This is a genomic window from Rhodoferax sp. ZS1R8 (assembly GCF_056521325.1).
Map to the genome: position 1 here is coordinate 1 of NZ_JBWMBA010000003.1, position 25,739 is coordinate 25,739.

Here is a 25,739-nt window from a genome sequence, read left to right on the forward strand (position 1 = left end):
ACGACATGCAGGTTCTAATCAGGATTAGAAAGAACTGTATATGGATAGTTTCTCAATGCCCAGTTTCTCCATGTCGGATTTCAGCTTCGCGCCGATGGACTTTGGTAGCAGCTTCTCGACACCGGATTTCAGCAGCAGCTTCAGCACACCGGACTTTGGCTCTAGCTTCTCGATACCGGACTACAGCAGCAGCGTCAGCACACCCGACTATGGCTCTAGCTTCTCGATACCGGACTACAGCAGTAGCTTCTCGATACCGGACTACAGCAGCAGCTTCAGCACACCCGACTATGGCTCTAGCTTCTCGATACCGGACTACAGCAGCAGCTTCAGCACACCCGACTATGGCTCTAGCTTCTCGATACCGGACTACAGCAGTAGCTTCAGCACACCCGACTATGGCTCTAGCTTCTCGATACCGGACTACAGCAGCAGCTTCAGCACACCCGACTACGGCTCTAGCTTCTCGATACCGGACTACAGCAGCAGCTTCAGCACACCCGACTACGGCTCTAGCTTCTCGATACCGGACTACAGCAGTAGCTTTAGCACACCCGACTACGGCTCTAGCTTTAGTACGCCGGATTTCAGCTCCAGCTTCTCGACGCCAGACTACGGCAGTAGCTTTAGCACATTTGATTATGGTTCCAGCTTTTCGACGCCGGACTACACCAGTAGCTTCAGCACGCCGGACTACGGATTTAGCTACACCACACCAGGCTATGGCAGCTTTGATTGGGGAAGTTTAAGCAGCGACCTGGACTTCGGCACGGCAAACTGGGACGCCTCGTCATGGGACAACGTTGCGGTTGACGACAACAGCGTCTCGAGCGCCACGGTCGATACGCTCATCCCTACGATACAGTCAGTAGACAGCTACAACGGTGGCGTCGTCATCGACTTCACTTCGGCCAACCAAAACGTTGACACTGCGTGGTACAAAACGGGCGATCTTGCCTGGGACGATGCCAACTTGGCCTGGAGCAATGGTTCCGATATCGGCTTCAGCAATACCAGCCTTCTCGGGCAAGACCTCGGCAACTGGACCAATACAAGCGACCTCAATACCTCCAACCTTTCGAGCAGCGGCGACGGCAAGGGCTCAGGGGAATCTTTCTTCCCGAACCCGGCCATCGTGGCCACCGGCGTGGACAGCAACGGCCGACCCTGGACGGAGTACGACAGCGGCGCAACGACGTATGGTGTTCCAACGCCAGTCATCGAAACGCATGAACTGACGCCCATTGCTGCATCCATCAATATCAGCAGTTTGGCAGAGGGGCGAGCTTCGGCCAACGATTTCTGGAGCAGTGTGCAGGACGCCGCAGTGAGCGACGGCAGCTTTCTGACTTACGCCTTCGGTGGCACGATGAAGGCCCTGGCGGGTGTCGGCTACAGCATCGCCGATGCCGCAGTCGGCGCCTACGACAACCCCTCCGATGTGGTAGCCGGTGTCGCCAAGGGCGTCGTAAACTTCGGCCCCGACCTGTTCAACGGTGCAACCAACACGGTGAAGCTCAGCCTGAATGGCTGGACCCTGATTGCCGAGCGGCTCGGTGCCGATGACGGTACGTTTTCTGGCTTCAGGGAGACTGACCCCTACAACATCACACCGCTGTTCACCTACGACAACAAGACACAGGCCGGAGCGGCGCTGCTGACCAATCTCGCCATGTGCTGGGCTGGTGCAAAGTATGGGGATTATTCGGTAGAGCTGAACACCGGCACACCGGGAACGCTTTACTCGAATCCGATCCCAGTGAAGCTCGTGGCGCCGGAGCTGGCAGGAACGGCTTTTGAGACGACAGAATCTGTATCCATAACTGGTACACGTGCCATAGACAAAGGACAGAGTTACGAAATTGCGGTACGTGACATGTACGGCAGCACACCTTACGCCGCACGTCAATATGAAGCGATTGTCAACGGCGAGGTCGTCAAAGGCGTGGCCGATGAGGTAACCTTCATTGGTGGCAAGACCACGGCGGTCGATGCCAAGTTTGTTGAGGACTGGGCGTCTTCGATTCGCAATCCCGCCAGCGCAAACGGCTCGCAGCCTTGGGCCTTAGCCGAACAACAGAGAATGATCGATCAGGCGGCACAATACTCGGCTGGTTTTGAGGGTGGCGTCGTTTACCATACTAATAGCGCGGAACTGGCGGCCTACTACACTCAAATTTTCAGCGAGGCAGGGATCACGAACTTCAAGTTCATCATCACGCCGATCAAATGAGCACGGAGAAACACATGACTACTAAACTTGAGCGGCTGGAGAATATTCTTGGCGGGAAGATTGAACAACGTGATGCACGTGTGATCCCCGGCACGGTTGAAATCGAAGGGTCGCGGGTCGTCTACTTTGCGGACGATGGCTTGAACAAATTCAGCGACCAGTTCAATGCCCTCACAAATCAGGTCACCCCTCGTCAAGCAAAGAGCGGCGGCAGGTCGGACAGAGGCTGCAAAATTTCACTTCCTGACGGTCAACTATTCCATGCCATCTCCTACCATGGAGACCTCGACGGTTGGGGTAAGGACATCGAAGCTGGCGCACAGGCGCTGCACCTCCCGTTGGCCCGAATCGAAGGCATCCGGTTCTTAGTTTCGGACGGTCGCGCGTTCGCACTGAGCGATTGCAAGGTCGAATTTTGCTGACTGATTGGTGAAGAAGCCCCCGCATTTGTTAGTTGTACGACTGGCGAAGCGCGTCCAGCACGAAGTCTGTCCGCATGGAACTGCTTTGCCGCTATCCCACGATCCGACGCGCATAGACGTCAATCACGAAGGCCGAGTATTGCCAGCCCTGCCAAGTCGATACATACGTGAAGTCCGGCACCAACAGCTGGTTGGGCCGGTCTGCCTTAAATTGCCGGTTGCCCCGATCCAGCGGGCACGGTGCATTGGTGTTCCCGAAAGTGGTTCGCACTACCTTGCCACGGCGCACACCGCGCAGATCCAAGCGTTTCATCAGCCGCTCGACCGTGCAGCGGGCAACGTCAATGCCTTCGCGGTTCATTTGCCTCCAAACCTTGTCAGCGCCATAGACCTGCATATTGACGTGCCAGACCCTTTGGATGCCTGGAATCAAAGCGTCTTCACGGTGGGCTCGTACACAGCGTAAGGCTGGGTTGCGCATTTGGGCTGCGTGGCGCCGGTAACACGACGGGGCAACCTGAAGGACCTTGCAGATCGGCTCGAGCCCGTACGCATGTCGGTAGCGGTCGATGTAAGCCTTCAGATCTTGAGTCGGCGGTCGAGCTCCGCCTGGGCGAAAAACACACTTGCCGTTTTGAGAATGTCATTGGCCCGGCGCAGATCCTTGACCTCACGCTGCAATGCCTTGAGTTGCTCGCGTTCGCTCGTGGTCAAGTTATAAAAAAAGCAATTGAGTACTGTCAATCCAATGGAGTGACTGTCATCGTTACGGTGGTGAAATGATGAACGAAGTAGTTAGAGGAAAATGGGCGGCGGCATATTGCAATGCCGACTTTATTTGTGTCGAAACTTGGTCTGGGTATCTAGGAAGTGCTTGTCGTGATTCCAAGGGAACACTTCATCTTTTAGCAACTGACGTCTCCGACGAAAAATTGGGGATGGCGGTCTTGGATTCTTTGGAGCATAGCCGTTGGCTTCTTGGGAGTCCTCGCAATGGCTTTGTTCCTCCCCCAGGCCTTGAGTTTGATATGGAACAATACGACTACAAGCTCGTAGCCGAAAGAAATGCTCAATGGATAAAGAACTTGATGGATACCTATGGCTACAAAACCAAACGCACTTTATTCAAGGACTTGAAGAATTGTGGGATTGAGTTAAAGAACGCTGTACTCAAAATCACCCCAATGCAACGAGACGGGGCAGAGGGCTGGGCTGGTTTAGGCGTAGGCACCGAGGCAACGGTTGAAATCCCCTGTGAAAGTAAGCCCTCTGAAATTGGCGCCGCATTGCGATTGGCGTTCGAGCGGTGTACGGCCGCCGTCGTATAAATCTGAGATTGGTTTAAATGGCTCGCGCCACTTCAGTCGATATGGCGACGAAAAATTTTCGCACTTTCCAATCCAGCCTTGATGCTGGATACATTTCAGATCGCTTAGCCCTAAATTGAGACCAAAACCCCACCTCAGCTTGTAGACCTTCTTGCTGTGGTGGGGCAGCACACTTGGTCGAATTCATTGCAAACACGTCTTTCCCCATCCAGCAACCGAGGGTTAAAGTGACAGACGTGAATCAATTCCAAATCACTCAGGAAGTCGTAACTCGCGCGATGAAAGTCGCGGAAACGGGTTGGCGTGAAATGATTATTAACTATTCCGTCGACGACTTCCAGAGTGACTTTTGCAACAGCTATTTGATTGAGAAAGATGGGCTTGTTAAAGAAAAACCACTTCCGCTAGTAGACAGTTTCGATTCGTTGCTCCGAAAACTTCGGGGACACCTTGCGCAAGCAAAAAGACCCCCCTTCACAAAATGCAAGCTCCACGTCACCTCCGATAGCAAATACGAAGTGGTATATGGATACGATCCAATAGATTGGAATGCGCTACTGGTTCCTGCTTGGAATTTTTCGCCAAGCCTGGAAAAATAGATCAAACAGCATGTTGCTGACTCGACTACAGTCCCCGCATCATTTCTCTAAAACGGACTGGATGCGGGTGGACGTGCATGCCCAACCGTTGCTTCAATATGGCTTGGACAATTCTCTGGCCGTAATCGCCAAGGAAGTCAAATGAACGAGCAGAGACAAGAAAAGTTGAAGATGGTCTTTACGCTTGACAGCGAACAAGGTCATGAGGAAACGCAGATTGGCACAAACACCTTGCGGCCAATAGTTAAGGTCGGGGGCCTCAGTGATGTTCAGGCATTACAGATGATTGTTCGCACCATGCAAAAGTTTGGACTGACGGAGTTCGACGACCATGGAAAGAAAATTTCTGCGAACGAATATTTGAGTAAAGTGGAAAAACAAGGAAAGTGGAGCAGGCCTGTAGAGGCTGGCGGACTGTGCTTTCGTTTTGGCCACGTCGTAGCACTCAAACACAGCTTTATTTCGATCGAGCAGGTAAATACAGGTTTGGCTGTATCTTGGTCAGTTTGGGCAGAGGCCTTTTTTGCAGTCGACGGCTTTGTCCAGGCGTGGATATCTGATGTGGATTACGACTATTGGCAAAATGCGAAAGACCCATCGCAATACCAAGCCGTGGGGCGGAGTTATTCGCACTTGCCAGTGAAATCGAATGGTCTGCCGCCGCCTCTGGAACAGCTGGAAATTGATACGTCCAACAATCCGGGTCGCTGGTCACTGCGACCGGGCTATGTAGAGGCTATCGGCGCAACAATGTGGCTGGGTAAGCCATTCTGGGAAAGTGTCGGTGAAGACCACAAGGAAGCTTTACTGTCTGCTGACTGGCTGAAGGTACGTTCGTTGGGGCAGGGCATTATTGAAGTGTTAGCTTCGGAAAATTGCTTCTGTGATGAAACTACCAAAGATAAACAAAATAGCCTCAGGGCTGCTTTGTACAGTTGACAGAAGGCTTGCCTTTAAGGTGCTGGCGGCGGCTACTGCCGCCGCTAGGGCTCTATGTTGAAGCCAGTTCGAATTCCTGAACCACTCACGAGCAGAGCTGGCTTCAAGGCTGTCGATCAGATCGTTCGTTACGGTCATTGATTTGCAATTTCACTGGGTGTAGCAGTCTCCTGTCAACTGGCTGTTTACACAAAAAGCCTTTACACCTTTCACTTCTGGTCATTGACGGTCGTGGGGAATGTAGGCGATGATCCTCATGAGAGAATTCAAACAAAACTGGCTCGCAACGTGCATGGATTAGTTCGGCGACAAAGCCGGGTCCGCCACCGATCCGGTGGACAACACGCGCAAGTCGCTGTCAAACACCACGGTAAAGATTTTGGCATCGGATGCGTTGGGGCCATCCATGTAGCGCCAGTCGTAGTGCCATTCCTTCTTCAGCTCAAACGGTGTCACCTTCATCGGCTTGCCCAGCATCCTGCGCACCGTTTCCATCGGCATACCGGGTTGTATCTTGGCAAACACATGGGGGGCCAGCACCTGGCGCAGCGCAGTCATCTTGCCGTCCGGGCCAATGGTGATCATGTAATTCTTGGCACCGGCCGGTTGGCGGTTGTATTCAAAGATGCGGGCACCGTTCTCGCCGTCCCACACCTTCTCGGGCTCGCCAAATTTCATCCTCACATCGCCTTCGGTAGCTACGCCCTCCTCCAGTTCGGCGATGCGCTGGGTATCACAGGCGCTCAACAGCAAAGCGGCGCCCACCAGCGTCAGGCCAAGCATCCACCTTGCGGCCCAGACGTTAAAAGATCGGTGATATGGTTTCAACATTCAGACCTCGATGTAAAAAATTCGTCCATTACGCCAGCATAGTAAGCTCTATGGCACCCAATTTGCTTGATGCCCATCCAGCCCAACCCACGGAAAACCCTCACATGTCTTCTCTCTATTCCACAGGCGGCAGCCCAGCTGCGGTATCCAAAATCCATATGATCGGCGGCGAAAAGGGCGGGGTTGGCAAGTCAATGGTGGCGCGTCTGTTGGCCCAGTATTTCATTGACAAGAACATCCCCTTTGTCGGCTTCGATACCGACCGCTCGCACGGGGCGCTGCTGCGCTTTTACAGCGATTACGCATCGGCGGTGCTGATCGACCGCTACGAGGCGCTGGACCATATCGTGGAAGCCGCAGTCGAAATTCCGGGCGTGCGCGTATTGGTTGACCTGGCCGCCCAAACCCATGAACCACTGGTGCGGTGGATCGACGACTCCGGCGTATTGAACATGGCCGACGACACCGGCTTCACACTGCACTACTGGCATGTCATGGATTCGGGTCGCGACTCGGTCGACCTGTTGACACGCCTGCTGGACCGCTACGGAAAAAACCTGAACTACGTTCTGGTGCTGAACCAATTGCGGGGCGACGACTTTGGTCAGCTGGAGCGATCGGGTCAGCTGGAACGCGCACGCGCCCTGGGCGCCAAGGTTATTTCCCTTAAGCATTTGGCCGACGCCGTCGTCCAAAAAATCGATGCCAGCAACACCAGCTTCTGGGCAGCGCAAAACGAGGCGGCTGCAAGCGACAACGGCCTGCGCCTGATGGAGCGCCAGCGGCTCGCTATGTGGCTGCAGCATGCCTACGCGGAGCTGATAAAAGCCGAGGCCTAGGCCGAGAAGCCGCGCGTGACACCACTGTCAGTAGACAGCGCTTGCGGGCAGTGGTAAGGCAACACAGCTCCCAGATTCGTATCCACCAAAGCCGTGGCCAGAAGCGTAGGCGCGTGGGACTGGACACTGCCAAAGATCGTGGCAAAGGCCACATCAGCCGCGTCGCGCCCTGTCCCGAAACGGATCAGGCCCATGGGTATTGCGGTACCCGAAGGGTCAAAGATATACCACCGGTCACCGATGAAAGCCTCCACATAGGCGTGAAAGTCGGGCGGCCCCAGCACGGGGTCGGCACCATAGTCGGTACCCGTCGTGAAGCGCGCCGGTATGCTCAACGCGCGGCAAAGCGCTACCATGACGTGGGCGAAATCGCGGCAAATTCCAACACGGTCAATAAGTGTGTCCACGGCCGAGGTGCTGCTGGTTGAGCTATTGGAGGTGAAGGCCACATGCCGTTGCACCCAGTCTCGAATCGCCAGCACCCGGCTGTAGCCCTGGGGCAGATGGCCGAAGTTGTTGTTGGCCAGTTTGAACAGGCGATCAGACTGGCAGTAGCGGCTGGGGTAGATGTACTCCATCACCTCCGCCGGCAGCGCGCGTATCGGCACTTCGCCAATCTGTACGGGGTCGGCAAAGTGGTGTGTCAGGTCTATCGTCGCCGTGTACTTCAGGTTCAACTCACCCTGCTGCGCGTGAATGCGCATATAGCGGGTGTTGGTGAAGGCATCGGTATGGAGCTGGGGTTTCACCGGTTGGCTGACCCACAGGTTTTCGAAGCTGACTCTCTGGCTGGCCGTTTGTGCGGCGTGGATGTTGAACACGAAATCGGCGTCGGGCGAGTCGATCTGATAGTTCAGGGCTAGTTGTAATTCAATGCGTACCATGGGGCGACATCATCGTCGCAAACCTGCGATTCATCTGTGGGTTGGCGCACCGACGCGCCGTAGCAGACACAGCACAATCGGCTCAAACCGATTGACGGCAGCCCCTTTAGGCTACCCAACGAAATAGGAACTTCCATGAACGCTACCAAACTGGTCGCCATTATTTTGATCGCTGCAGGTGCACTAGGCTTGCTGTACGGCGGCTTCAGCTACACCAAGGAAACCAGCAGCGCCAATATTGGCCCGCTGACTTTGCAGGTAACCGAACGCGAACGCATCAACATCCCATTGTGGGTTGGCATCGGTGCCATCGCCGGTGGTTTGGTTCTGCTGATGGCCACTCGCAAGTCGTAAGTTTCGCGTCGCGCCCGGGGGCGGGCGCGTAAACGGTTTACGGCATACTTGCGGGCAGTGAGCCATCTATCCGAATTCCTAGCCCCTGCCGATACCGTGGCCGCCCCTATACCGATTAGCCAGTCAGCGCTGGACCATGCGCTCGCGTCTGCTGAGGCCGCCCCCGGCCATTTCGATGAGTTGCGGAATCGCACATCGGCTATGGGTTCCCCGCCTTCCGAAATTGCTCCGGATTCAATAGCAGAAAAACCAGATATTACCGGGGCTTGGCGGCAATTCTTTGCACATGCCGAGTCTGATGGCCTAGGTGACATGGACCTGCGCACGGAAACACTGGCACGCCAGATTCGTGACAACGGCGTCACCTACAACGTCTATGCCGATACCGACGGCCCGCAACGGCCGTGGTCCCTAGGCTTGTTTCCTCTGATCATCGCCCCCGACCAATGGGCGGAACTGGAAGGCGGCATCACCCAACGCATGCGCTTGCTGGACCGGGTCATGGCCGACGTCTATGGGCCGCAGAACCTGCTGGCCCGGGGTCTGATCCCACCTGCGCTGGTACAAGGCCACCCCGGCTACCTGCGGGCCATGCACGGTGTGAAGCCCGTGGGCGGCTCGCACCTGCACGTGGCGGCGTTCGACCTGGCTCGCGGGCCAGATGGCAACTGGTGGGTGGTTTCGCAGCGCACGCAGGCACCGTCCGGCCTGGGTTACCTGATGGAGAACCGGTTGGCCGTCTCGCGCCTTTTCCCGCAGGGATTTGAGAATCTGCACGTGCAGCGCCTGGCTGGCACCTACCGCGCGCTGATCGACAGCATGAAGGCCATGAGCCCCGCCGGGCACGATGCCCACATTGCACTGCTGACGCCTGGCCCGTACAACGAAACCTATTTCGAACACGCCTACCTGGCCCGCTACCTGGGCCTGACACTGGTCGAAGGCAGTGACCTCATCGTGCGGGACCAGCATCTGTTCTTGAAGACGCTGCGCGGGCTGGTCCCGGTGCATGGCCTGCTCAAGCGCCTGGACGACCAGTTCATGGACCCGCTGGAGCTGCGCTCTGACTCCACACTGGGCGTGCCCGGCCTGTTGCAAGTGATACGCGCGGGCAATGTGCTGGTGGCCAATGCGCCGGGTACTGCGTTTCTGGAGTCGCCGGCGCTGCTGGGCTTTATGCCGGCATTGTCCCGGCACCTGTTGGGCGAAGAGCTACTGCTGCCCGCGCTGCCAACCTGGTGGTGCGGCGAACGCTCTGCGATGGAGGAGGTGCTGCCGCGCCTGCATGCCTGCGCCATCAAACCCACCTACCCTGGCTCTGCGGTGCATGGCAATTTTGACGCTGTGCTGGGGCGCAAACTGTCTGAGCGCGAGCTGGAAGAATGGGCTGGCCGCATTGCGCAGCACGCCGACGACCACACGGTGCAGGACTACATGCCTCTATCGCAAATGCCGACCTGGCAGAACGATAGTGCGGGCCACCGTGGCGTCGTGCCACGCTCGGTCATGTTGCGGGTGTTTGCGGTGTCGCAAGGCCCGCAGTCGTGGTGCGTGCTGCCCGGCGGACTGGCGCGCGTGGCCGGTGGGGCCGGTGTCGATGTGGCATCCATGCAGCATGGCGGCAGCAGTGCCGATGTATGGGTCATGACGCATGGCGATGTCGACAAGACCACGCTGCTGCGCCCCGCGTTGACGCCGTCGGTGCTGGCCCAACGCACCCGCCAAGTCACCAGCCGCGCCGCAGAAAACCTGTTCTGGCTGGGCCGCTACACCGAACGCGCAGAAAATTCCGTGCGCCTGGCCCGGCTCACGCTGGAGAGCCTGGCCGGCGAAGACCAATCATCCCCCACGCTGCTGAGCTGGCTGGGCCAGATGGCGCTGAACAACAACCTGGTGCTGGCCGGTGTTCCGCCGTTGAGCACCGCCCCCCAGGCCCGACGCGTGTTTGAACGCTCGCTGATTGCCAGCCTGGGCAGCAGCGAACTGGCCACCAGCGTGGGCTACAACCTGCGCGCAGTACGCCTGGCGGGTGCTGCTGTGCGCGAGCGCCTGTCGCAAGAACACTGGAGCCTGATGCAGCGCACCGAAGACGCCTTCCTGCAGAGCTGTGCCCACACGCCCACCGGTGCCGACTACTCTGCACTGCATGCGCTGGCCGCCTTGAAACGCACCAGCGACCACCTGGCCGCCATCACCGGCCTTCAGACCGACCGCATGACGCGCGACGATGGCTGGCGCCTGCTGAGCATTGGCCGCCACGTCGAGCGCCTGGCATTTTTGTCGCATGCGCTGGCCACCGGTTTTGCCCACGGCGCTGTGCACCACGACGGTGGCTTCGAGGCCATGGTGGCGCTGTTTGACAGCACCATCACCTTCCACGGCCAGTACCAGCAAAGCCACGACATCGCGCCGCTGGTGGACCTGCTGGTGCTGGACCGCGACAACCCACGCGCCCTGGCCTGGGTGGCCCACACGCTGCGCGGCCGCCTGGCCAAACTGGCAGGCAGCGCACCCGACCAGTTGGGCCTGCTGTCGCACAGCGTGCCGGACCCCAGCGCATGGCAGCTGGAGACCCTTTGCGACCCGGGTGCAGATGCCAGCTACGCGGCGCTGACCGACCTACTGGGTGGCTGCAGTGAAGCCGCCTACCAAGTGTCCGAGGAAATCAGCGCCACCTATTTCACGCACTCCGGCGAGGCCGGACAAAGCCTGGGCGCCTAGACGCAAGAGGCCGGCCATGCAACTGCACATCACCCACGAGACCTGCTACGACTATGTGCCGGCCGTGGACATTGCCCAGCACATGGCCTACCTGCAGCCGCTCAACACCGCCACCCAGCAGGTGCTGAGCCACACGCTGTCCGTGAGCCCCGAGCCTGCCCAGCAAACCACGGTGCAGGATGTGTATGGCAACACGCGCGCTTTCTTCGCGCTGCAGGCTGCGCACACCCAGCTGCACGTGGTGGCCCACAGCCTGGTGGCCACCCAGGCGCCGCCGCAATGGGACAACACGGTGCCCTGGGAGCAGGTGCGTGAAGGCTTCCGCTATAGCGCCGCCACACCCTTTGATGCCGCGGCCGAGTTTGTATTTGCATCGCCTTACGTACCGCGCCATACGGATTTTGCGGACTATGCGCGCGCCAGCTTCAGTGCCCAGCCCACGCTGCTGCTGGCTGCGCGCGACCTGATGCAGCGCATCTACCACGACTTCACGTACGAGAGCCATAGCACCGAGATCAACACCCCCGCCCGCGAGGCGCTGGCCCAGCGCACCGGCGTGTGCCAAGACTTTGCCCACATCATGATCGCCTGCCTGCGCGCCTACGGCATGCCAGCACGCTATGTCAGCGGCTACCTGCTGACGCACCCCGCCCCCGGCCAGCCGCGCCTGGTGGGTAGCGACGCATCGCACGCCTGGGTATCGGTCTACCTGCCCGATGCACGGGCCGGCGCCGTCGGCGGACGCTGGTGCGATTTCGACCCCACCAACAACCGCGACGGCTGGGGCAGTCCCGGCGAAGACTATGTAACGCTGGCGCTGGGCCGCGACTACGCCGACGTGTCGCCGCTGCGTGGCGTCATCCACGGCGGAGCCAACCACCGGCTCAAGGTGGCCGTCACGGTGGAGCCGGTTGACACCGGGCCGTGGGCGGGCCAGAGCCAGGGTCAGAATCAGTCACAATCACAGTCCCAGACCTTTTAGGGCGCCTGCGAGGGTGCTTAACAGGGCGCGTAAGTCGCTACTCTTTTCATAGCGGCTTACGCTTTCCCCACGAGGGCTACAGCCGCATTTACGATAAATTCACCAGCCAAGGGGCCACCATGAACGTTTACGAAACCCTCACCAGCCTGGGCATCACATTGCCCCCAGTCGCCGTACCGGTGGCAGCCTATGTGCCTTTTGTACAGACCGGAAACCTGGTCTTCCTGAGCGGCCACATTGCCAAGAAAGACGGTAAGCCATGGGTGGGCCAGCTGGGTAAAAACATGGCCACCGAAGAAGGCAAGGCCGCCGCCCGCGCCATCGCCATCGACCTGATGGGCACGCTGCACGCCGCAGTAGGTGACCTGAACAAGATCAAGCGCATCGTCAAGCTGATGTCCTTGGTCAATTCGGCCGGCGACTTCACCGAGCAGCACCTGGTCACCAACGGTGCCAGCGAGCTGTTGGCCGAGGTGTTTGGCGACAAAGGTGCCCATGCACGCAGCGCATTCGGCGTGGCCCAAAACCCCATGGGCGCCTGCGTAGAGATCGATCTGATCGCCGAATTGACCTGAAGATATTGCCCCCACGCTCGCCCACTGCGTGTGGCCTGCTGCCCCCGAGGGGGCCGTTGCCGTCTTGGTGCGGCCCGGCGACGGCAGCGCCGCCAAGCGACGACCGGCAGCCTCTGGCCGCCGCACGGTCATCCTTCTGTAACTGAAACTGGCACACTGCAGCCATGCGCGTGAACTGTCTGGCCCTGCTGCTGTATGCACTGGCGCTGGTCTTCGCACCGCTGCCAGCCGCGGCCGCCCCGCCGGAGCCACTGCCGTCACCATCCACGGCCAGTTTCCCCGTTTTTGACCTCGACCCGGACGCCGCTGGCCGTCTGGACATCGGTCCGCGCATGGGTGTGCTGGTGGACGCCAGCCGCACACTGGCACTGGAGCAGGTGCGTGCGGCCCCCGTCGGGTGGGAACCCATCGCCCGCCAATCACCCAATTTCGGTTTCACACAAGACAGCTACTGGTTTCGCTTCCAGCTGCACAACCGCAGTAGCAAGCCGCTGGCACGCTTCATCGAGCTGCCCATCCCCTTCCTGGACGATGTGCGTCTGTTCCACTTTGCCGACAGCAAGCTGCTAACCCAGTACAGCCTGGGCGATGAGCAGCCCTTTGCCCAACGGGCGGTGCGCCACCGCAACTTCATCATGCCGGTGCAGTTGGCGCCGGGCCGCAACGACATCTACCTGCGCCTGGCCTCGGCCGGCACCGTAGAGGCCCCGCTGCGCGTTTGGGATCCGGTGGAGTTCCATACCGCCAGCAACGACGAGAACCTGGCCCAGGGCGCGGTGATCGGCATCCTGCTGATCATGGTGGTCTACAACCTGTTTGTGTTCGCCTCCACACGCGACATCAATTACCTGTACTACATCTGCTTCATCGCCAACTACCTGATGTTTCACCTGACGCTGACGGGCTACAGCTTCGCCTACATCTGGCCCCAGGCGGTGCGCTGGAACAGCTTTGCCATTTCCACCTTTGCAGCCAGCTCCGCGGTCTTCACCTGCCTGTTCACCGAAAGCTTTCTAAAGCTGCGGGGTTTCTCTCGGCCAGCGTTTTACGCGGTGCGGGCGATGATGGTGGGTAGTGCGGCGCTGTTCGTATTGAGTTTTGTACTTCCCTACAGCCTGACGATACGGATTGCCGCCGCCATTACGCTACCGATCACCATCACCGCGCTGCTGCTGGGCTATTGGCGCTGGCTGGCGGGTGCACGGTTTGCACGCTTTTACTGCCTGGCTTGGACTGCGATCCTGATCGGCATCATCGTGCTGAACGCCAGCAAGTTCGGCTGGCTGCCGATCAATGTGTGGACGGCAAACGCCTCGCAGATCGGCATCGTGATGCTGGTGATACTGCTGTCGTTCACGCTGGCCGACCGCATCAACAACGACCGCATGCTGCGCATCAACGCGCAAGCTGTGGCCCTGGTCCACGCACGCAAGGCCCGCGCGAGCCAGGCCGCCCTGATACGCACCAAGGAGCTGGCCAACCAGGAGCTGGAACAGCGCGTACTGTCCCGCACCAACGACCTGAACGCTGCCATGGAGCAGCTGAGCCAGGCCAACGCACGGCTGCAGATGCTATCCACCACCGATGGTCTGACCCAGATCGGCAACCGAGCCTACTTCGACGCGGCCGCCCTCATCGAGTTGCGGCGCGCGCAGCGGCAGCGCGGTGCAATGAGCATCATCCTGCTGGATATTGACCACTTCAAACGCATCAACGACACCTTCGGCCACCCGGCCGGTGACGCCTGCCTGCGCGCCCTGGCCGACATGCTGCGCCCGCGCATCGACCGTGCCGGTGACATACTGGCCCGCTATGGTGGCGAAGAATTCGTCATTGCGTTGACCGGCGTCAATCTACACGGCACCGTCGCACTGGCCGAAGAACTGCGAACCGCCACAGACCGTTTGCGTGTGGAGTTTGAGGGCAAACCGCTGCGAATCACGGCAAGCTTTGGTGTGGTGTCTGTCGTGCCGCAGGCCTCACTGGCTCTGGAGGACCTGGTGTCTGCGGCCGACCGCGCGCTCTATGACGCCAAACGCGATGGGCGCAACTGCGTGCGCCACACCACGATCGGCTGAACTTCCGTTCAGCGCAGCGACAGCGCGCCTTGGTGCTGTGCCGCCACGCGGAACACGGCCACCGATTCCTTCATGCGATCCGCCTGCTCGCGCAGACTCTCGGCAGCGGCGGCGCTCTGCTCGACCAGGGCAGCGTTCTGCTGCGTCATCTGGTCCAGGTTGCCAATGGCGTCGTTGACTTCGGCAATGCCGCTGCTCTGCGAGTGTGCGGCTTCGGTGATCTCGCCAATCACGTCGGCTACGCGGCGCACCGATTGCACGATCTCTTCCATCGTGGCACCGGCGTCGGTAACCAGCCGTGTGCCCGACTCCACCTTCTCTACCGACGTGCTGATCAGGCCCTTGATTTCCTTGGCTGCTGCGGCACTGCGTTGGGCCAGGCTGCGCACCTCGCTGGCCACCACGGCGAAGCCCCGCCCCTGCTCGCCGGCACGGGCAGCTTCCACCGCCGCGTTCAGCGCCAGTATGTTTGTCTGGAAGGCAATGCCGTCGATGACGCCAATGATGTCGGCTATCTTCTTGCTGCTGGCATCAATCTCCTGCATGGTGGCAACCACCTGGGTCACCACCGCGCCGCCGCGCTGCGCGACGGTAGAGGCGCTAGCCGCCAGAGCACTGGCTTGGCGCGAGTTGTCGCTGCTGTGCTGCACGGTGGCGGTCAGCGCATCCATGCTGCTGGCGGTGGCCTGCAGGTTGCTGGAGGTTTGCTCGGTGCGTTGCGCGAGGTCATTGTTGCCACTGGCGATCTCGGCACTGGCTACGGCGATGTTGTCGGTGCTCAACCGAACCTGCGACACCATGCGACCCAGCGAATCATTCATCGTCGCCAGCGAGCGCAGCAGGGTGCCGAACTCATCTTCCCGGCGCGTGCTGATCTGCGCACTCAAATCGCCCTCTGCAATGCGGGCCGCTATGTCATTGGCCTGGTCCAGCGGGTCGCGGATCGAACGCACCAGCCAGATCGTCCCGGTTGCAATCAGCGCCACGACCAATGCAAGGCCGATGAGTATGCCTACGCTATTGGCCTGGCGGCGGGCTTCGGTTTCAGTCTGTACGTCGACCAAGCGCCTCTCCTGCATCTTCACCAGTTCCTTCTGCGCGGCGATATAGCTCGACATGGCCGGGAGGTACTGGGCGTTGAGGATTTGCAGTGCATCGTCCCCTTTGCCCTCCGTGCGGGCAGCCCTGGCCTTCTCACGGAAGGCGATCACCGACTTGCGCAGGTCTGCAATCTTCTGTAGCTGAGCCTTGTCCACATCAGTCAGCGGCAGGCTCTCCAGCTGCTTTTGCATTTCTGATATTTCATTGGTGGTGGCGGTGACCGCATCCTTGAATGCTTGCGCAACACCCGGGTCACTGCTGACGATGATGGCATGGTTGCGCGCTGCATTGGTTTCTGTCAAACCATTCCAGCGTGTGGCGACTTGGACCAATTGATTGGCTACCAGTTGCTGCGCGCGGCCCTCGGCGAGGATGGCGCCACTGCGCACCAAGCCCACACTGGCTATGCCAACCAGCAACGCCAGGACAACGCCAATGAAGACCCACAGCTTGGTTGCGATTTTGAGGCGGTTAAGGTTCATCGTTGGTGCTCCTTTGGTCGACCCGCGCGGGCTTGTGGGGTTCTCGCCGAAGAATAGCACCAGAACTGTGCAAACAACAAGCACATCCTTGGCGCGCGGGCGCTATGTCAGCGCAACTTTGAAACTACCTGGTGGTCCACCGCGAACAATTGCGAAGCAGACACACGGTGGGGTGCAAGCTCCGCCAAGGGCAACAATACAAAGGCGCGCTGCCACATGCGTGGGTGTGGGATATGCAGGGCTGCGCTGGACACCTGCGCGTCTCCGTACAACAAGATGTCCAGGTCCAGCGTGCGGGGTGCGTTGCGGTAGGGGCGTTCGCGACCAGCATCGGCCTCAACGCTTTGCAAGAACGCCAGAAGCGCTGGTGCCGTCAGCGTGGTGTGCACCTGGACCACTGCATTGGTGTAATCGGGGCCGGTGGAATCTATCGGCGCCGTGCGGTAATACGACGAGCAGGCCGTCACGGTGGTGCCAGGTAGGCGGCCAATTTGGGCTGTGGCCTGTGCCAGCGCGGCAGCTGGGTCGCCCAGATTGGCACCCAGGCCCAGGTAGGCGGTCACGGGTTCCCGCATGGCTGAGCGGCCTTTCTCAGCTACCGGAGCCGCTCCCGCCACCGGCCTCACCACCCGCTTCGCCACCTGTCTCGCCATTACCGCCAGCGCCCTTGGCTGCGCCGGTACGGCGACGGCGGCGGCGTTTGCGCGGCGCACCGTCATCGCCCCCTTCTGGGTAGGCGGGTGCGGATTCTTGTGGCGCGTGGTCAGCGGGTGCTGCGGATGGAGTGCCCTCTGCGGCATGCCCCTCCGCCTTGGGCGCGCGCGCTACTCGTGCTGGGCGCTGGCGCTTTTGTTGCTCTTCACGCACCTGGTCTACCAGGTCCTGGCGCAGCGCGTCGCTGGCCATGCTGAATTCCTGCCACCAGTCGGCCAGCACTTCTTCGACCTCGCCGATATCGGCGCGCAGGCGCATGAAGTCGAACGCCGCGCGGAAGCGCGGCTGGTCCACCATGCCAAAGGGCGCGCTGCCAACGCGCTTCTCAAACCGGGGTTGCATGACCCATATCTCCCGCATGTCGCCGGCCAGCTTGCCGCCGCCGGACACATCGCCAATGCGGGAATGGAAGACCTCGTCAATCGCATCCATCAACGCGGGGTGCGAATGCTGGCGCTGCTCCACGCGGCGGGCCCAGCCGTCGCGCACATCAGCCCACAGCACGCAGGCCAGCAAAAAGCTGGGCGCCACGGGCTTGCCTTCGCCGACGCGGCGGTCGGTGTCTTTCAACGCGGCATTGACAAAGGGCTGGTCTGCGCGCTCTACCACCACATCCAGCAGGGGGTAGATGCCGCGGGCCATGCCCAGCTTTTTCAACTGCTCGATGGACGCCAGTGAATGCCCTGTCTGCAGCAGTTTCAGCATCTCATCGAACAGGCGGCTTTGCGGCACATCGGCCAGCAACTCCTGCGACTTGACCAATGGTGCCGATGTCTTGGTCTCCAGCGCAAAGCCCAGCGGGCTGAGCTTGGCGGCAAAGCGCACGGCGCGGATGATGCGCACCGGGTCTTCGCGGTAGCGGGTGGCCGCGTCGCCAATCATGCGGATGACGCGGTTCTTCACGTCCTTGAAGCCATTGTGGTAATCCACGACGATCTGCGTTTGCGGGTCGTAATACATGGCGTTGATCGTGAAGTCGCGGCGCACGGCGTCTTCTTCCTGCGGGCCCCAGACGTTGTCGCGCAACACGCGGCCCGTGGAGTCCACTGCATGCTTCATGCCGGCCAGCTCGCTGCGGCTGGTTTTCTCGTTGCCGGCCACCTGCTCGGCGGCGGCGTTGTCCAGGTAGGCGCGGAAGGTCGAGACTTCGATGACCTCGTGCTCGCGACCGCGGCCATAAACCACGTGCACGATACGAAAGCGACGGCCGATGATGAAGGCGCGGCGAAAGAGGCTCTTGACCTGCTCGGGCGTGGCATTGGTGGCTACGTCAAAGTCCTTGGGGCGCAAACCCACCAGCAAGTCGCGCACCGCGCCGCCAACGACATAGGCCTCAAAGCCCGCGTCTTGCAAGGTGCGCACCACGTTAAGGGCCCGCTCATCCACCAACGCAGGGTCAATACCGTGGGTTTCTACCGTCACATCCACCCGTTTGCCAAATTTGGGTTTTTTGCGGGATAGCGCGTCGGACGACTTGCTAATCAATTTGTCGATAAATTTTTTGATCATTCTTTTCTCATGCAGAACGGTTCTCTGCTCTTTCCATGGCGGGTTTTCGCCCGCCGTTTTCTCTCAGTCAAAACAGGTCAAGTATGCGCCATCCGCGCGCAAGGGCCAACGCGCGCAGGCGCTCGTCGGGGTTGGTGGCGACCGGTACCGAGGCCTTTTCAAGCAGCGGCAGGTCGTTCATGGAATCCGAGTAAAACGTGGTGTGCACCGTGTCCCAGTCCAGCCCGCGCGCCCGCAACCAGGCCTCGACGCGCACCACCTTGCCCTCCCGAAAGGACGGCACGCCCCGGATGGCGCCAGTAAACCAGCCGTTGCCGTCGGCGGCGGGTTCGCGCTCCAGCTCCACAGCGATCAGTTCGTCCACGCCAAAAGCCTGGGCTATGGGGCGGGTCACAAATTCGTTGGTGGCGGTGACGATGGCCACGATGTCTCCCGCCGCCTGGTGCTGGCGCACCAGCTCCAGCGCCTGGGGTTGTATGGCGTTTTGGACGCTAGCCCTCATGAAACGTGCGTAAGCAGCTACGGAATTGATAGCGCCCTGGCGGCGGATGGCTTCCGTAGCAAAACGCACATAGGCGTGCACATCCAGCGTGCCGGCTTTGTAATGCGCATAGAAGTCGTCGTTCTGGCGTTTGAATTCGACCGGGTCCACCCAGCCCTCACCAATCGTGAACTCGCCCCATGCGTGATCTGAATCGAAGGGGATCAGCGTGTGGTCCAGGTCAAAGAGTGCGACCCCCACGCGCGCCACTGCGTGTGGTTCGCTGCCCCCCGAGGGGGCCTTCGCGCCTTGGGACGGCCCAGCGGCGCTCATGCTTGGTATATCTGGCATCAATTGTTGTCCATCATGGATTTGATCAGCGGTATCGTGATGGCCCGCTGGGTTTGCAGCGCGTAGCCATCCAGCAACTCCAGCAGTTGCATCAGGTGTCCCAAGTCGCGGCTGAAGCGGGTCAGCATGTAGTCCATAACCTCATCGCCCAAAAACACGCCACGGGCGTCGGCCGCCTGGCGCAGCACGGCGCGGCGCTCGGGCTCACTCAGGGGCAGCAGGCTGAATATGTGGCCCCAGCCCAGGCGGGTGCGCAGGTCGTCACGCAGCTTCAGTTCTACCGGCGCAAACTCGCCGGCGGCCACCACTGGGCGTTGGTGGGTCTGCGCATTGATGAACCAGTTGAACGCAGCGTGCTGCTGCGCAGCTGTGTACAAGTGCACATCGTCCAGCAGCACGGCGGCCCAGGCTTCGTTGAACTCCGCAGGCTCCAGCACCGAAGCATCCATCCAGCCCACGCGGGCACCCTGCTCACGCAAGGCCTCGCGCGCCGCCTTGAGCAAATGGCTCTTGCCACTGCCTGTTGGCCCCCACAGATAAGTTGGCACCGGCGAGCGGTTGCTGGCAGTGGCCTTTGCACCCACCCACAGCTCCAAGTGGCGCACCGCAGCCACATTGGGGCCAGCACAAAAGTTGGCCAGCGTGGGGCCTGCAGACAGCCCTATATCCAATGCCAATTGCTTCATGGTCGGTTGTGCTCAGCCTTGGTACAAACGGCTGGACAGGTAGCCGGCGCGCACGCGGCGCACGGCAACCAGTATCACGGCACTGACTGGCAGCGCAATCAGTACGCCGACAAAGCCAAACAACTGTCCAAAGGCCAGCAGCGCAAAGATGACGGCCAGCGGGTGCAGGCCTATACGCTCACCGACCAATCGCGGGGTCAGGAAAAACCCCTCTACGATCTGCCCGGCACCAAAAACCACGGCCAGCATGGCCGCTGTTTGGCCCAGGCCAGACGTGGCCGAAAATTGCAACAAGCCGGCCAACGCGGCCAACACCAAGCCGATGCCAAAACCCAGGTAGGGCACGAAAATCGCCAGGCCGGTGAATATGCCAATGGGCAACGCCAGGTCCAGACCAAACAGGCCCAGGCCCACGCTGTAGAAGACCGCCAATATCAGCATTACCAGCAGCTGGCCGCGCAAATACTGGCCCAGCACCGAATCCGCTTCGGCCATGAAACTGTCGGTGGCGCCACGCAAGCGCGGCGGTATCAGGGCGCGCAATTGCCCGACCAAACGGTCCCAGTCCATCATCAGGTAAAACAACGCCACCGGAATCAGGATGGCATTGCCTACCAATGAAAACGCTACGCTTCCACCCAACTTGAGTGAGGTCAGCAAGGAGCCGACCACGTCCTCCACGTTGCCGTTGAGGTGGGTCACGATGAAGGACTTGATGCTTGCCACATCCAGCGCCACGCGTATGCCCCACTGGGCCAGCCACGGCTTCAGGCTGGTGTTTAAGCTCTCCATCAACAGCGGGAATTGCTCGCGCAACAACGGCAATTCCTTGGCGACGATAGGCACCATCAGCAGCAACACCGCGAGCACCGCTACGATAAAGACCAGTTCCACCAAAACCACCGCCAAAAGACGCGGAATGCGGCCGCGCCCCAGCTTGTCCAGCCAGTCCACCAGCGGGGTCAAGGCATAGGCCAGTACGGCCGCCACCACAAAAGGCGTCAGCACCGGGGCCAACAGCCACAGCACACATGCGAGCAGTGCGGCGATCAGGCTCCAGGCGACAAAAGTTTTTTGTGGAGGGGTGAATTGCATACAGAAACGACCGGGTGAACCCTTAAAATCTGGGCAAATTCTATCGGGCTCGCCTACGCGACCATGGCCCACCCCTTCAAATGACCGATTCAAGCACCCCCACTCCCCTGTCCTACAAAGCTGCCGGTGTTGACATTGACGCAGGCGACGCCCTGGTCGAACGCATCAAACCGCTGGCCAAGAAAACCATGCGCGAGGGCGTATTGGCCGGTATTGGCGGCTTTGGCGCGCTGTTTGAGGTGCCCAAGCGCTACAAAGAGCCTGTGCTGGTCAGCGGCACCGACGGCGTGGGCACCAAGCTCAAATTGGCATTTGAGTGGAACATGCATGACACCGTAGGCATCGATCTGGTGGCCATGAGCGTCAACGACGTGCTGGTGCAGGGTGCAGAGCCGCTGTTCTTTCTGGATTATTTTGCGTGCGGCAAGCTGGATGTAGATACCGCGGCGGCAGTCATTGGAGGCATTGCCAAAGGTTGCGAACTGTCCGGCTGCGCGCTGATCGGCGGCGAAACCGCCGAAATGCCCGGCATGTACCCCGCTGGCGAATACGACCTGGCCGGTTTTGCCGTTGGCGCAGTCGAGAAATCCAAGATCCTGACCGGCAAAGAGGTCAAGCCCGGCGACGTGGTGCTGGGCCTGGCCAGCCACGGCGTGCACTCCAACGGCTTCAGCCTGGTGCGCAAGTGCATTGAGCGCGCAGGCGCCAACGCCCCCGCCACGCTAGACGGCAAGCCCTTCAAGCAGGCGCTGATGGAGCCCACCCGCCTATACGTGAAGAACGTGCTGGCCGCGCTGGCCGCCCACCCCCATTCAGACGACGCCACTTCGCCCGGCGGCATCAAGGCCCTTGCCCACATCACCGGTGGTGGCCTGCTGGAAAACATTCCCCGCGTATTGCCCGACGGCACAGCCGCCCACCTCAAAAAGGGCAGCTGGCCGCAGACCGAGCTGTTTGCCTGGCTGCAAAAGACAGCGGGCATCGACGACATGGAGATGAACCGCACGTTCAACAACGGCATCGGCATGGTGGTGGTCGTAGCTGCAGCCAGCGCCGAGGCCTGCGCACAGACCCTGCGCGCTGCGGGCGAAACGGTGTACAGCATTGGCGTGATCGCCGAACGCGGCGATTCTGCGCCCGTCATCGTCGCCTGAACGGGCAAATTGCGGGCTGCAGTTGGTGCAGCGCATCTGGGCGGCCCCGCAGCTTGCTAGGATATTTATAGCTGCTTACGCGCGTCCCTAGTGGACTTGTGGCGTTTTTGGGTTCAGAATCCGGCCATCGAATGGTGGTGAAACGGGTTCCATGCCAGTAATCGCAGTGATCAATCGCAAAGGTGGCAGTGGCAAAAGCACGATGGCCACCCACTTGGCAGCCTGGCTGGCGCGCCAAGGCGCAGCCGTCATGCTGGGCGACGTTGATCGCCAACAATCCACCCGCACCTGGCTGAAACGGCGCAGTGCCGCGTTGCCAGCCATCGCGCCGTGGACCATTGACCAAAAAAATGTACTGAAGGTGCCGGTGGGCGTTACCCACGTGGTGCTAGACACCCCCGGTGGCCTGCATGGCTTTGAATTGGCCAAAGTCGTAATGGCCGCGCACGCCATACTGATCCCCGTCTGCAATTCCGTGTTTGACCGCGAATCCGCCGCCGCCTGCATAGCCGAGCTGATGGCCTTGCCCCGGCTGGCCAGCGGCCGCTGCAAACTGGGCATCGTCGGCATGCGCATCGATGCACGCACCCGGGCAACCCAAAGCCTGCGGGAATGGGCAGAAGACTTGAACCTGCCTTTTCTGGGTGTGCTGCGCGAAACACAGATCTATGTGCGCAGCCTGGACAGTGGTGAAACCATCTTTGACCAACGCAGCGCCGCCGTCCAGGCCGATCTGGACCAGTGGGCCCCCATCCTGCAGTGGCTGGAGCCCGTGACGCAGCTGCAGCCGGCCGCGCCAAAGCCACCACCGCCCCCCGTGGCCACACCTGCCCACACACCCCGCGCGCCCAGCCTGATGCCCGCGCAGGAGTCACTGGTGCACGGCAGCCGCCTGTCGGTGTTTTCGCCTGCCTTGTTGCGGCAGTAACCGGGGCCTGCGCGCCGTCGATGCCGCCAAAGGGACCGTGCTTCGCACGCAACCGCAGTCCGTCGCAACCCGGGTGAAAGTTCGCCAGCCCACGCCTACATTTCACCCATCGGACCGCTGTGGCCCGCCAATCGGAGAAGACCATGCTGCACCACTACCCTACCCAATTCAAGCTTGTTGCCCTCGCCTTTGCCGCGTTCATGACACTGGCGGTCAACGGGTCCATGCTGATGCACTTTGGCGAACTGGCGCAGGCCTCGCCCACTGCCATCACGCTGCCCACGGTTACCGTCTACGGACACCAGGCCTGATACAACCCCCTAGAGAAGCCCACCATGCGCACCAAAGCCCCCCGCACTCTATCCGTTGTTTCTGCGCTGTTGCTGGCCAGCGCTCTGGGCCTCGCAGTCGCCCCTGCGCAGGCCGCAGACTGGTTTGGGGGCAAGACCGTGGCGGGCTCCGGCCATGCCAGCAGCGTCAAGCGCGAACTCTCGCCCTTCCATGAAGTAACGGCCAATCTGCCGGGCAAGATCGAACTGATCCAGGGTGAGACCGAAGGGGTGGTCATCGAAGCCGACGACAACCTGCTGCCGCTGATAGAGACGGTGGTGAAGAATGGTGAACTGCATATCCGCCCGGTCAAGGGCATCAACTTCCCCGGCAGCACCAAGATCAAGATAACCCTCAACGTGCGCAGCATAGACAACCTGTCGCTGGCAGGTTCTGCTGACCTGACGGCGGCACGCCTGCAGGCCCCCAAGCTGGCGAGCAACATCGCAGGCTCGGGCAGCATCACGATCAAGGAGCTGCAAAGCGACAACCTGTCGGTGTCCATTGCGGGCAGCGGACGCTTCGAGGCCAACGGCGCGGCCAAGGCCCTGGAGGTCAGCATTGCGGGCTCTGGTGACGTCCGCACCGGCAAACTGTCGGCGCAGGACGTGAAGGTCAGCATTGCCGGATCGGGTGACGCCACGCTATGGGTGCGCAAAGGCCTCACAGTCAGCATCGCTGGTTCGGGCGATGTCCGCTACTACGGCGAAGGTGTGTTGCGTGATTCCTCCGCGATGGGCTCCGGCCGCGTCAGGCAGTTGGGGGCAACGCCTCCCGTCTAAATGAAAAGGGCCTCCAACGAGGCCCTTGTTTTTTGGGGACGGCGCCTGTGCGCGTTACAGCTCGCCGCGCAGCATCGCCAGCAAACGCCCAACCACCGCGCCCCCATCGGCGCGCAGGCCGTTGTGTTCGTACTCATTGGTGACCCACAGCCGCATGTTGGGCACCACGGCCGCCGTTTCTTCCGAAAACTCGCGGTGCACGTACATGTCGTCGTAGTAGACGGCGGCGGCTACCGGCACGGTGTTGCGCTTCAGACGCTCCACGTCGTACAGCTGGGGCCATGCCGCAGTGGCCGCCAGTATGTTGGCTGCATCCTTGAGTGGCCGCAATTGCGTGTACGCGTCCAGCATCCACGGGTAGACCGTCTCGCCAGTGAACAGCACAGGCTCCACACCGTCCAACGCGAACTCCGGGAACTCCGCCAGCAGGCGCTGGGCCGACCAGTTGCTGGCCGTGCCCTGGGTGTAGCAGGCTTCGTGCAGCAGCGTGTAGATGGGGTTGGTGTCAAAGGTCTGCATCTGCTCCAGATGGAACAGGAAATTCCAGTTCAGCACCGTCTGGCCCAGAGCGCCACTGACGAACGCTTCTTCCAGCAGGTAGTGCACCGCCTCAAAGCCACCGCCCATGCCCAATTGCAAGCCCAACTGCAGGAAACGCTGCACGGTCAGGTCGCCGCCACCGGGCAAGCGCACGGCATGCTCACGCAGATGGTCCACGATCTTGCGGACCAGCGCGGCATCACCCGGATAGCGCTGGTAGTACAAGCGATTCTTGTCGGCCACGCGGCGGTAGGTTGCGCGGTACACATCGTCGGCCGGGCGCGTCAGAGACGCAATGCCACCGGTGATCAGCACCTGCTTTAACCCCTCGGGGGACGCGCTGAGGTAGCGCATGGCGCAAAAACCGCCGTAGCTCTGCCCGAGGATGCTCCAGGGCTGGTTGCCGATCAACCGCTGGCGGATGGCCTCGGCATCGCGCACGATGTTGTCGGCCCTGAAATGCATCAGGTAGTCGGCCTGGGCCTGGGGGCTGGCCATGCTGGCCAGTGTTTGTGCCGTGATGGGGGTAGACCGACCAGTGCCCCGCTGGTCCAGCAACAGCACGCGGAAGTCTTGCAGCGCCCGCATGATCCAGCCGCTGTCGGCCGTGGGGCGTGGCGAACCAGACCCCGGGCCGCCCTGGAAGTAGACAAGGTAGGGCAGGTTCGCCTCTTCCTTGCCCGGCGCAACCACCTCGCGGGCATAGACACTGATGGTCTGGCCGGGTTGGGCGTAATCCAGCGGCAGTGCAAACGTATGGTCGCGCAAGACCATGCCGGGAATGCGGTAGCTAGTGTCCAA

24 protein-coding genes, 1 pseudogene and 1 other annotated feature are annotated in these 25,739 nt (G+C 60.6%); of the genes and pseudogenes, 15 read left to right on the forward strand and 10 right to left on the reverse strand.

Going from position 1 to position 25,739, the window contains the following annotated elements; translation table 11 throughout:
* Positions 1-40: 40 nt before the first annotated feature.
* Positions 41-2,233, forward strand: coding sequence for a hypothetical protein (locus AC097P_RS10895; RefSeq protein ID WP_479610442.1), 2,193 nt, complete (start codon positions 41-43; stop codon positions 2,231-2,233).
* A 14-nt stretch (positions 2,234-2,247) separates the two neighbouring features.
* Positions 2,248-2,655: a hypothetical protein gene (locus tag AC097P_RS10900; protein ID WP_479610443.1), complete on the forward strand. Its 408-nt coding sequence runs from the start codon at positions 2,248-2,250 to the stop codon at positions 2,653-2,655.
* A gap of 94 nt (positions 2,656-2,749) precedes the next feature.
* On the opposite strand, the pseudogene AC097P_RS10905 reads toward AC097P_RS10900, so the two are convergent.
* Positions 2,750-3,369 (reverse strand): annotated as a pseudogene (locus AC097P_RS10905) (IS3 family transposase); the annotation flags it as partial.
* Positions 3,164-3,280 (reverse strand) — a sequence feature (AL1L pseudoknot). It overlaps the preceding pseudogene by 117 nt.
* 68 nt (positions 3,370-3,437) lie before the next feature.
* Between AC097P_RS10905 and AC097P_RS10910 the strand changes: the two are divergent.
* From AC097P_RS10910 to AC097P_RS10920, 3 genes are all read left to right on the forward strand, one after another.
* Entirely contained in the window at positions 3,438-3,983 is a 546-nt protein-coding gene (locus tag AC097P_RS10910) for a contact-dependent growth inhibition system immunity protein (protein WP_479610444.1), read from the forward strand.
* 236 nt (positions 3,984-4,219) lie between these two features.
* Complete coding sequence (locus AC097P_RS10915; protein WP_479610445.1) at positions 4,220-4,582, forward strand: hypothetical protein; 363 nt, start codon at positions 4,220-4,222, stop codon at positions 4,580-4,582.
* Positions 4,583-4,723: 141 nt separating this feature from the next.
* Complete coding sequence (locus tag AC097P_RS10920; protein WP_479610446.1) at positions 4,724-5,521, forward strand: hypothetical protein; 798 nt, start codon at positions 4,724-4,726, stop codon at positions 5,519-5,521.
* Between the two features lie 297 nt (positions 5,522-5,818).
* Here AC097P_RS10920 and bamE read toward each other — a convergent pair whose 3' ends face one another.
* Positions 5,819-6,352: an outer membrane protein assembly factor BamE domain-containing protein gene (gene bamE / locus AC097P_RS10925; RefSeq protein ID WP_479610447.1), complete on the reverse strand. Its 534-nt coding sequence runs from the start codon at positions 6,350-6,352 to the stop codon at positions 5,819-5,821.
* Positions 6,353-6,456: 104 nt separating this feature from the next.
* Between bamE and AC097P_RS10930 the strand changes: the two genes are divergently transcribed.
* Positions 6,457-7,191 carry a nucleotide-binding protein gene (locus AC097P_RS10930; RefSeq protein ID WP_479610448.1) on the forward strand — a complete coding sequence of 245 codons (735 nt, stop codon included), beginning with the start codon at positions 6,457-6,459 and terminating at the stop codon, positions 7,189-7,191.
* On the opposite strand, the gene AC097P_RS10935 is transcribed toward AC097P_RS10930, so the two are convergent.
* Positions 7,188-8,075: a transglutaminase-like domain-containing protein gene (locus tag AC097P_RS10935; RefSeq protein ID WP_479610449.1), complete on the reverse strand. Its 888-nt coding sequence runs from the start codon at positions 8,073-8,075 to the stop codon at positions 7,188-7,190. The genes AC097P_RS10930 and AC097P_RS10935 overlap by 4 nt on opposite strands.
* A 135-nt stretch (positions 8,076-8,210) precedes the next feature.
* On the opposite strand from AC097P_RS10935, the gene AC097P_RS10940 reads away from it, so the two are divergent.
* From AC097P_RS10940 to AC097P_RS10960, 5 genes are all read left to right on the forward strand, one after another.
* The gene (locus AC097P_RS10940) at positions 8,211-8,429 is read left to right on the forward strand and encodes a hypothetical protein (RefSeq protein ID WP_479610450.1); all 219 of its coding nucleotides are present in this window, start codon (positions 8,211-8,213) and stop codon (positions 8,427-8,429) included.
* Positions 8,430-8,486: 57 nt separating this feature from the next.
* Positions 8,487-11,150, forward strand: a complete 2,664-nt coding sequence (locus AC097P_RS10945) for a circularly permuted type 2 ATP-grasp protein (RefSeq protein WP_479610451.1) — start codon at positions 8,487-8,489, stop codon at positions 11,148-11,150.
* 16 nt (positions 11,151-11,166) lie between these two features.
* A complete protein-coding gene (locus tag AC097P_RS10950) occupies positions 11,167-12,132 on the forward strand; it encodes a transglutaminase family protein (RefSeq protein WP_479610452.1) in 966 nt (321 codons plus the stop codon).
* Between the two features lie 119 nt (positions 12,133-12,251).
* Positions 12,252-12,707 carry a RidA family protein gene (locus AC097P_RS10955; RefSeq protein ID WP_479610453.1) on the forward strand — a complete coding sequence of 152 codons (456 nt, stop codon included), beginning with the start codon at positions 12,252-12,254 and terminating at the stop codon, positions 12,705-12,707.
* Positions 12,708-12,871: 164 nt separating this feature from the next.
* Positions 12,872-14,785 (forward strand): sensor domain-containing diguanylate cyclase, encoded by a 1,914-nt coding sequence (locus tag AC097P_RS10960; RefSeq protein WP_479610454.1) that lies wholly within the window; start codon positions 12,872-12,874, stop codon positions 14,783-14,785.
* An 8-nt stretch (positions 14,786-14,793) separates the two neighbouring features.
* Here AC097P_RS10960 and AC097P_RS10965 read toward each other — a convergent pair whose 3' ends face one another.
* From AC097P_RS10965 to AC097P_RS10990, 6 genes are all read right to left on the reverse strand, one after another.
* Positions 14,794-16,368, reverse strand: a complete 1,575-nt coding sequence (locus AC097P_RS10965; protein ID WP_479610455.1) for a methyl-accepting chemotaxis protein — start codon at positions 16,366-16,368, stop codon at positions 14,794-14,796.
* A gap of 107 nt (positions 16,369-16,475) precedes the next feature.
* Positions 16,476-16,943: a 2-amino-4-hydroxy-6-hydroxymethyldihydropteridine diphosphokinase gene (gene folK / locus AC097P_RS10970; protein WP_479610456.1), complete on the reverse strand. Its 468-nt coding sequence runs from the start codon at positions 16,941-16,943 to the stop codon at positions 16,476-16,478.
* A gap of 16 nt (positions 16,944-16,959) precedes the next feature.
* Positions 16,960-18,591: a polynucleotide adenylyltransferase PcnB gene (pcnB, locus tag AC097P_RS10975; protein ID WP_479610457.1), complete on the reverse strand. Its 1,632-nt coding sequence runs from the start codon at positions 18,589-18,591 to the stop codon at positions 16,960-16,962.
* Between the two features lie 67 nt (positions 18,592-18,658).
* The gene (locus tag AC097P_RS10980) at positions 18,659-19,333 is read right to left on the reverse strand and encodes an HAD family hydrolase (RefSeq protein ID WP_479611058.1); all 675 of its coding nucleotides are present in this window, start codon (positions 19,331-19,333) and stop codon (positions 18,659-18,661) included.
* A gap of 89 nt (positions 19,334-19,422) precedes the next feature.
* Positions 19,423-20,109 (reverse strand): DnaA regulatory inactivator Hda, encoded by a 687-nt coding sequence (gene hda, locus AC097P_RS10985; protein WP_479610458.1) that lies wholly within the window; start codon positions 20,107-20,109, stop codon positions 19,423-19,425.
* Between the two features lie 12 nt (positions 20,110-20,121).
* On the reverse strand, positions 20,122-21,204 hold the full coding sequence (locus AC097P_RS10990) for an AI-2E family transporter (protein ID WP_479610459.1): 1,083 nt from the start codon (positions 21,202-21,204) through the stop codon (positions 20,122-20,124).
* Between the two features lie 80 nt (positions 21,205-21,284).
* Between AC097P_RS10990 and purM the strand changes: the two genes are divergently transcribed.
* From purM to AC097P_RS11010, 4 genes are all read left to right on the forward strand, one after another.
* A complete protein-coding gene (purM, locus tag AC097P_RS10995; RefSeq protein WP_479610460.1) occupies positions 21,285-22,358 on the forward strand; it encodes a phosphoribosylformylglycinamidine cyclo-ligase in 1,074 nt (357 codons plus the stop codon).
* 151 nt (positions 22,359-22,509) lie between these two features.
* Positions 22,510-23,286, forward strand: coding sequence for a nucleotide-binding protein (locus AC097P_RS11000; protein ID WP_479610461.1), 777 nt, complete (start codon positions 22,510-22,512; stop codon positions 23,284-23,286).
* A gap of 143 nt (positions 23,287-23,429) precedes the next feature.
* The gene (locus AC097P_RS11005) at positions 23,430-23,597 is read left to right on the forward strand and encodes a hypothetical protein (protein WP_479610462.1); all 168 of its coding nucleotides are present in this window, start codon (positions 23,430-23,432) and stop codon (positions 23,595-23,597) included.
* Positions 23,598-23,621: 24 nt separating this feature from the next.
* Positions 23,622-24,398 (forward strand): head GIN domain-containing protein, encoded by a 777-nt coding sequence (locus tag AC097P_RS11010; RefSeq protein WP_479610463.1) that lies wholly within the window; start codon positions 23,622-23,624, stop codon positions 24,396-24,398.
* A gap of 54 nt (positions 24,399-24,452) precedes the next feature.
* On the opposite strand, the gene AC097P_RS11015 is transcribed toward AC097P_RS11010, so the two are convergent.
* Positions 24,453-25,739 carry an alpha/beta fold hydrolase gene (locus AC097P_RS11015; RefSeq protein ID WP_479610464.1) on the reverse strand — a complete coding sequence of 429 codons (1,287 nt, stop codon included), beginning with the start codon at positions 25,737-25,739 and terminating at the stop codon, positions 24,453-24,455.